The 7,024-nt window shown below is 63.8% G+C and carries 3 protein-coding genes and 2 pseudogenes; 3 read left to right on the top strand and 2 right to left on the bottom strand.

What is annotated here, in order from left to right:
• Positions 1–131, top strand: a pseudogene (locus MKK68_RS19900) (IS5/IS1182 family transposase); the annotation flags it as partial.
• A 605-nt stretch (positions 132–736) separates the two neighbouring features.
• Here the strand turns inward: MKK68_RS19900 and MKK68_RS19895 are convergent.
• Positions 737–1,375: a glutathione S-transferase family protein gene (locus tag MKK68_RS19895; RefSeq protein WP_244032542.1), complete on the bottom strand. Its 639-nt coding sequence runs from the start codon at positions 1,373–1,375 to the stop codon at positions 737–739.
• 570 nt (positions 1,376–1,945) lie between these two features.
• Positions 1,946–2,974, bottom strand: a complete 1,029-nt coding sequence (locus tag MKK68_RS19890) for an IS110 family transposase (RefSeq protein ID WP_244032541.1) — start codon at positions 2,972–2,974, stop codon at positions 1,946–1,948.
• Between the two features lie 191 nt (positions 2,975–3,165).
• On the opposite strand from MKK68_RS19890, the pseudogene MKK68_RS19885 reads away from it, so the two are divergent.
• Both MKK68_RS19885 and MKK68_RS19880 read left to right on the top strand, forming a co-directional pair.
• A pseudogene (locus MKK68_RS19885) lies at positions 3,166–4,614 on the top strand (IS1182 family transposase).
• Positions 4,615–5,001: 387 nt separating this feature from the next.
• Positions 5,002–6,963, top strand: a complete 1,962-nt coding sequence (locus MKK68_RS19880; RefSeq protein WP_244032540.1) for a response regulator — start codon at positions 5,002–5,004, stop codon at positions 6,961–6,963.
• The last annotated feature ends 61 nt before the right edge of the window (positions 6,964–7,024 follow it).

Genomic DNA, 7,024 nt, shown 5'->3' with positions numbered 1-7,024 from the left:
GGACTTTCGGCTGGATCGCCCGATGCCGCAGGCTTGCCCGCGACTACGAGGCGACCCCGTCCTCGGCGCTCGCCTTCTTTGTCTTGGCGGCCGCTATGATCCTCGTCAGACGGCTCGCGCACCCCTTATGAAACGGGGTCTGAGAAGCACCGCGCGGGATGCGCTCGATAGGTGCTTACCCTTTTAAGACCGCCCCCGCTCAGCAGTTCCTCCGGGGCAGTTGAACGCTTGCGCTTGGCTACGCCACGCGAGATGTCGGCAGAAGCATCAGCTAGCTAGGCGCTGATATCGTGGTCTACCAGCGCGATCAGGGCATGAGGCGGGACACTGGACCGTCGATACCGCCGCCGGCCTCGTCATGCTTTACATAGCCGGGCTATAGCTGATCAGATCGGTATCCGGCCCCGGAAGCTGAAGACGTTGTAAGGGTTAGAGAGGATGAAGGGTAAGCTGCGGCCGAGCTAACATTACCGGCTGACGCTGCGGGCGGACTACGCCGCTATGCCAAGAGGGATCAGGGAATCCCTGGGCTGATGATGATGAATTTCGTCGAGCCGATCGAAGCCGCTTCCGCGGACTGTTCGAGGGAGTGGACGATTACTGATGGGGGCCGAACGGCAGCTGAGTTGGGTCGGGACGATCGGGTCGGGTGTTTTACGGTCGGTCCGCTATCGGGCCACAAATTCGATAAACAGAAGGCCGCCACCCAAACAGCCGGCTGAAAGGTGCCGCTGTATCACTTCTCGCCCCAGATCCTGCGCACCCGCGTCACGGCCGGCCGTGCGATCATGCGCTCGTAATGCCCGGCGAGGTTGGATGGGAGTGCGATGCCCTCCTGCGGCGCCCAGCGTGTTGCGTAGAATAACGCGCTGTCGCCGATCGTGAACGCATCGCCTGCGACGTAAGGGCGGGATGCCATCTGCCGATCAAGGATAGCCAGAGCCTCGTCGATGATCGCGCGACCCTGTTCCTTCACCGAGGTCTGCCCGAGCTTGAGCGTCTGGTGCAGCATGTCCTGCGGCTCGTAGTTCGCCGTCTTGAACAGCCGTCCGAACCCTTGCAGATGCAGCGTACCGATGGCGTAGTCCATGACCTCGATGCCCCGACGCTCCGCTTCCGGATCGGCGGGGATCAACGCCTTGTCCGGGTTGGTGCGAGCCAGCCATGTGGCGATCGCGCCGTACTCGGTCATGATCGTCCCGTCGGCGAGCACGAGGGCGGGGACCTTGCCCTTCGGGTTGATCGCCTTGAACGGCTCTCGTCCGGCCTCGCCGCCGGCGACATCCATCTTCACACTCTCATAGGGCTTGCCGATCTCCTCCAGCAGGATGTGGATGCCGATCGCGCAGGTGTGCGGTCCCCAGTGGAATTTCATCGCTTGTCCCGTGTCTTCAAGGGCTGCGGGGTGGATCGGGGCAACGACAGAAAATCGTCTACCCGCGGCATTCGTGTCGTCCCGATGCCGAACGTTGCGCGCTCGGTTTGGAAAGCAGGTGGTGGAGGCGAAGTTCCTCCATCGACACCGCCTGCCGGCACGACGAGCGAGGTCTGCTTTCAGGACGATAGGTGCACGCCGTGGATGGCCGTCATGGGCGAAAGCGGCTTGAACAAGGGTGAGTCGAACGACCGCTTTCGGGCACGGCTTAAATTGAGTTCTGTGACCGGCTTGGGTCGGAACCAGAACGTCCTGTGTGGATGGCTCCCGCATTGCAAGCGGCGAATTGAGCTTCTGACGCGTTGGTTGGGTGCAGTCTTGTGTCCGGCCTGTTGATGCAGTCGTTCATGTGACTGCTGGCCCTGATGGTATCTGCGAGCTGGGTCCCACTCTGCTTTGCGGGCTATGATGCCTTGGACATTCAGCGGGGTGTCCCGGCTCCCGGTCTGACCGGTTCGCCATCAACTCTCATCGTCCTCGCAACTCGGAAAAGTGCTCCCCTTCCTGCTGTCAGGCGGCCGTGGCCGCTGGTGCGCGGTAGGTGCCGCCGCGGGTCATGATCGCCCAGGCGACCCGTGCGGTGCGGTTGGCCGCCGCAACGGTTACCACGCGCACTGGCTTGCGCTGGAGCAGCGCCGGCAGCCGTGGGTCGACCGACGTCGGCGCAGCCTTCGCGCGCCGGACCAGAGAGGTCATGCCGACCACGAGCAGGCGGCGCAGATAGCGGTCGCCCATGCGCGAGATCCGGCCCATGCGCTCTTTGCCGCCACTGCAGTTCTGCAGCGGTGTCAGCCCCAACGAAGCTGCGAACTGCCGACCGGAGCGGAAGCGCTCGGGCTCGCTCACTGAGGCGGCCAGCGCCGTTGCCGAGACAATGCCGACACCGGGGATCGTCGCCAGGCGCTGTGACAGGTCGCTGTCCCGATACCAGGCCAACAACTCCTTCTCCAGCCGGGTGAGATGGATCTGTACGGCGCCGATCTGATCGGCCAGCCCGGTCACCACGCGTTGCGCCAGTGGTGGCACCTCGGCTGCGTCTCCGGCCGAGAGCCGGGCTGCCAGTTCGAGCGCGTGCCGCAGGCCCCGCGCCATCTCGATCCCGAACTCGGCGAGCAGGCCGCGGATCATGTTCACCAACTGCGTACGTTGCTTGACCAGCAGGTCGCGCGTCCTGTGCAGCGCCAGTGCTGCCTGCTGCTCGGTCGATTTCACCGGCACGAAGCGCATGCTCGGGCGCGTCACCGCCTCGCAGATGGCAGCGGCATCGTTCGCATCGGTTTTACCGCGCTTCACATACGGCTTCACGTAAGCGGGCGGCATCAGCCGAACCTCATGGCCGAGCTTCGTCAGTTCCCGGGCCCAGTGATGGGACGTTCCGCACGCCTTCATGCCGAGCAGGCATCGAGGCAGCTTGGCGAAGAACGGCACGACCTGCGCCCGGCGTAGCGCCTTGCGAACGACGACGTGCCCAGCTGCATCAACGGCGTGAACCTGGAAAATGCTCTTGGCCAGATCGATGCCGACGGTGGTGATCTCCATGGGGATGGCTCCTGCATCTGCGTGGCTGCTGCTTTGACAGCAACCACATCTTGGCACCGAGATACCGTCAGTCGGAGCGGGAGCCATCCACCCAATCTGCCTTCGGGGCGGAGGCCCAGCGTCCGCTTGCCACCCAGGCTGTGTGAAAACGCGCTGATCTGATAGGGTAAACCCCGATCTTCGAGGTCGGGATGAAGCGCTTCATCGCAGGTGAGGATCGTCATCAGATCACGCTGCTTCCCGATTGCCTGGACGACTATATCACCGCCGACAATCCGGTTCGCCTCGTCGAGGTGTTCGTCGATGAGCTCGATCTGACAACGCTCGGCTTCGCGGGCGCTGTGCCGGAGGCAACGGGCCGTCCCGCCTACCATCCGGCGACGTTGCTCAAGATCTGTTTCTACGGCTACCTCAATCGCGTCCCGTCGAGCCGGCGCCTCGAACGCGAGAGCCAGCGCAACATCGAGTTGATCTGGCTGACCGGTCGGCTGATGCCCGACTTCAAGACGCTGGCCGACTTCCATAAAGACAATGGCCCGGCGATCCAGGCCGCCTGCGCGCAGTTCGTGGTGCTGTGCCGCCGGCTGGACCTGTTCAGCAAGGCCGTCGTCGCGATCGAGGGCAGCAAGTTCAAGGCCGTCAACAACCGCGACAAGAACTTCACCGCCGCCAAGGTCGAAGCTCGGCTGGCGCAGGTCGAGACGAGCATCGGCCGTTACCTCGCGGCGCTGGACCGGGCCGACCGCGAGCCGAGCGACATCGCCGAGGCGCGCACGACGCGGCTCAGGGAGAAGATCGCGGACCTGCGCAAGCAGATGCAAGTTCTCCAGGCGAGAGGCCGGCAGGTCGAGGCTGCGCCCGATCGCTAGGTCTCACCGACCGATCCCGACGCGCGCCCCATGGCGACCAGCGGCAAGGGCACCGGCATGGTCGGCTACAACGTTCAGGCGGCCATGGATGCCGAGCATCACCTGATCGTGGGGCACGACGTGACCAACATCGGGAACGACCGGGCGCAACTCGCGCCGATGGGGCTTCTGGCGCAGGCGACGACGGGATGCGACACGCTCACGGTGCTGGCCGACCGGGGCTACCTCAACGGCGAGCAGGTCCTGGCCTGCGAAGGCACCGGGGTGCTGCCCTGCGTGCCGAAGACCCTGACCATGGGCCATGCCAAGCGCGGCCTCTTCACGGGATAGGACTTCGTCTACGACGCCGAACAGGATCACTACACCTGTCCCGCCGGCCAGCACCTGACCAAGGGGCTCGCCCGGTCCGATCGCCAGGCCGAGGGCGAGGAGATGGACCACTACCGCAACCTGACGGCCTGTCGCGATTGCGCGCTCAAGCCCCGCTGCACGCCGGCGGAGACGCGGCTTGTCAAACGCTGGGTGCGCGAGGGCGTCCTCGACGCGATGCAGGCGCGGCTCGACCGGATGCCGGATGCGATGAAGATCCGTCGCCAAACCGTCGAGCACCCGTTCGGCACGCTGAAGGCCTGGATGGGCGCCACCCACTTCCTGATCCGGAGCTTGGCGAAGGTCAGAACCGAGATGAGCCTGCAGGTTCTGGCCTACAACATGAAGCGGATGATCCAGATCTTCTGGGTCGGTCCGCTCATGGCGGCCATCCGGGCTTGAAGGCCACCGCTTCGCTCTGCGACACTCTCAGGACATTCGCCTTGAACCTGAGGGATCTGCGTTCTCACACGGCCTCCATCCATAGCGGACCTTGCTGCATGCAGCCGTATGTGTCGGGAAAACAGTCGGATATCGGACATGCGAAGCCACAGGACTAAAATCCAAGAAAAATAGATTTCTGCTGGCTTGCTCGAGGGAACTAGGCTGGAAACGTGCACGGTCATTCATGTGACGACGATAGGACACTTTACGTCAAAACGCGTTACGCCGAGACCGGTCGCATAACCTCAGAAGCCATTATTTTGTGACGGCGTTCGTTCTGCTGGCGTGGGCAATGTCAGGTTCCGATCGCTTCCCAAAGCACCTGGGTCGTGACACTTACGTCCCATGAGCAGCTTGCACAAACTGATCGGGACGGTCGCCCGCCGACGTCATTCGCCGGTCGCCGACTACGGTGTCACGCTGCTGCTCGTCGGGGCAATGACATTCGTTCGGTTCCTGGCCCCAGCCCATGTCGCACCGTTCCTGCTTTACATTCCGGTCCTGCTGGTCGTCACCCTGGCCTTCGGCTGGGGTGCCGGGACGTTGGCACTGTCGTTGTCCACCCTGATCGCCGCTTGGTTCTACACGCGTGACGGGATGCTCAGCAGTGTCGACGTGGCCCTGCTGTGCCAGTACGTGACGGTCGGCGCGACTATGGTGTGGATCTGCCATGCCCTGCGCCGGTCCGTCGTGCAGAACGAAGCAACGCTGGAGAGGCTCAACGCGGCAAACCACATCCTCGTTGACAGAGAGGCGGCGTTGACCGACGCCCATGCGGCGGCGGAGACCGCCAAGGAAGCAGCTGAGCAGGCCAACACGGCGAAGAGCGACTTCCTGGCCAACATGAGCCATGAACTCCGCACCCCACTTTCTGCCATCATCGGCTACAGCGAGATGATGGGCGAGGAGATCGCAGACGGCTGTGCGGCGTCGGACCTCGTGGCCGACATCGGAAAGATCGAGCGTAACGCCCGCCACCTGCTCGGGCTTATCAACGACGTGCTGGACCTCTCCAAGGTCGAGAGCGGAAAAATGGAAGTCTACGCCGAGGATTTCGAGGTGGAGGGCATGCTGCGCGACGTCGCCGGTTCGGTCGCCACGCTGGTCGGCAAGAAGGGCAACACCCTGGAGATGCAATTTGCCCCTGGGCTGGGCTGGATGCATTCCGACCTGACAAAGACGCGACAGGTGCTGTTCAACTTTCTGAGTAACGCGGCCAAATTCACGGAGAGGGGTACCATCACGGTTGCTGCCTCCCGCATCACGGACGCCTCGGGTGGCGACCAGCTATCGTTCTCCGTCTCTGACACCGGAATAGGCATGACGGCCGAACAGGTGTCGCGCCTGTTCCGGCGCTTTGAGCAGGCTGATGCCTCCACCACCCGCAACTTCGGCGGAACCGGCCTCGGCCTCTCGCTCACGCGTGCCTTCGCCGACATCCTCTCTGGGACAATCACGGTCTCAAGCGTGCCCGGCGAAGGCAGCACTTTCACGTTCTCCGTGCCGGCGGCCTACGTCCCCCCCGTCGACGAGCAGGCCTTGCCCGATCCGGATGTCATCGGCGACGGTGAGGCGGAGGGCGACATTATCCTGGTCATCGACGACGATACGGACCAGCTCGCACTCACTACGCGGTTCCTCCATCGCGAGGGCTTCCGGGTACGGACGGCCACAAACGGCAAGAACGGGCTTGACCTTGCCCGGAAGCTGAGGCCGCGGGCCATTTTGCTGGACGTGATGATGCCGGGCGTGGACGGATGGTCGGTCCTGAGCCAGATCAAGACCGACGAGACGCTGGCGCCGATCCCAGTCGTGATGGTTACCTCCGTCGATCAGCGCAAGCTGGCGGCTTCCCTCGGCGCCTCGGACTACATGCTGAAGCCGGTCGACTGGTCGCGGTTCGGCAAGATCGTGAATCAGTTCAGGCTGGCCCAGACGGATCAGCGCGGCACCGTGCTCCTGGTCGAGGACGAGGCCATGACCCGCATGGCGATGCGCTCCACCCTGGAGGATGACGGATGGTCGGTCGTGGAAGCCTCGGACGGCGAGGAGGGGCTGCGGCAAGCGGCCAATGCCAAGCCGGACGTGGTAATCGTGGACCTGAACATGCCCGTGCTGGACGGCTTCGGCTTCCTAGAGGGCGTTCGAGCCTTGCCCGGCTGCTCGGACATACCGGTGATCGTGCTGACGGGTCGGGAGTTCTCGGCGGACGACCGAAACAAGCTTCGCGGCGCGAGCCAGATCCTTAATCGCGGCGACTTGGCGTCGGCAAGCCTAGCCGAAAGGCTGAGGGATCTCACAGCCTGAGAAGGGCGAGGACGGCTCGGTAGCATCAGCGTCGAACTCATATCAACGTCTGCTTCGCGGG

The sequence above is a fragment of the Methylobacterium sp. E-016 genome, assembly GCF_022829745.1.
GTDB lineage: Bacteria > Pseudomonadota > Alphaproteobacteria > Rhizobiales > Beijerinckiaceae > Methylobacterium.
This window is presented reverse-complemented; position numbering and strand designations above follow the sequence as displayed.

Bases quoted from the DNA above. Each gene is read 5' to 3' on its own strand.
- MKK68_RS19895 (WP_244032542.1), bottom strand. From the start codon at position 1,375: ATGAAATTCCACTGGGGACCGCACACCTGCGCGATCGGCATCCACATC.
- MKK68_RS19890 (WP_244032541.1), bottom strand. From the start codon at position 2,974: ATGGAGATCACCACCGTCGGCATCGATCTGGCCAAGAGCATTTTCCAG.
- MKK68_RS19880 (WP_244032540.1), top strand. From the start codon at position 5,002: ATGAGCAGCTTGCACAAACTGATCGGGACGGTCGCCCGCCGACGTCAT.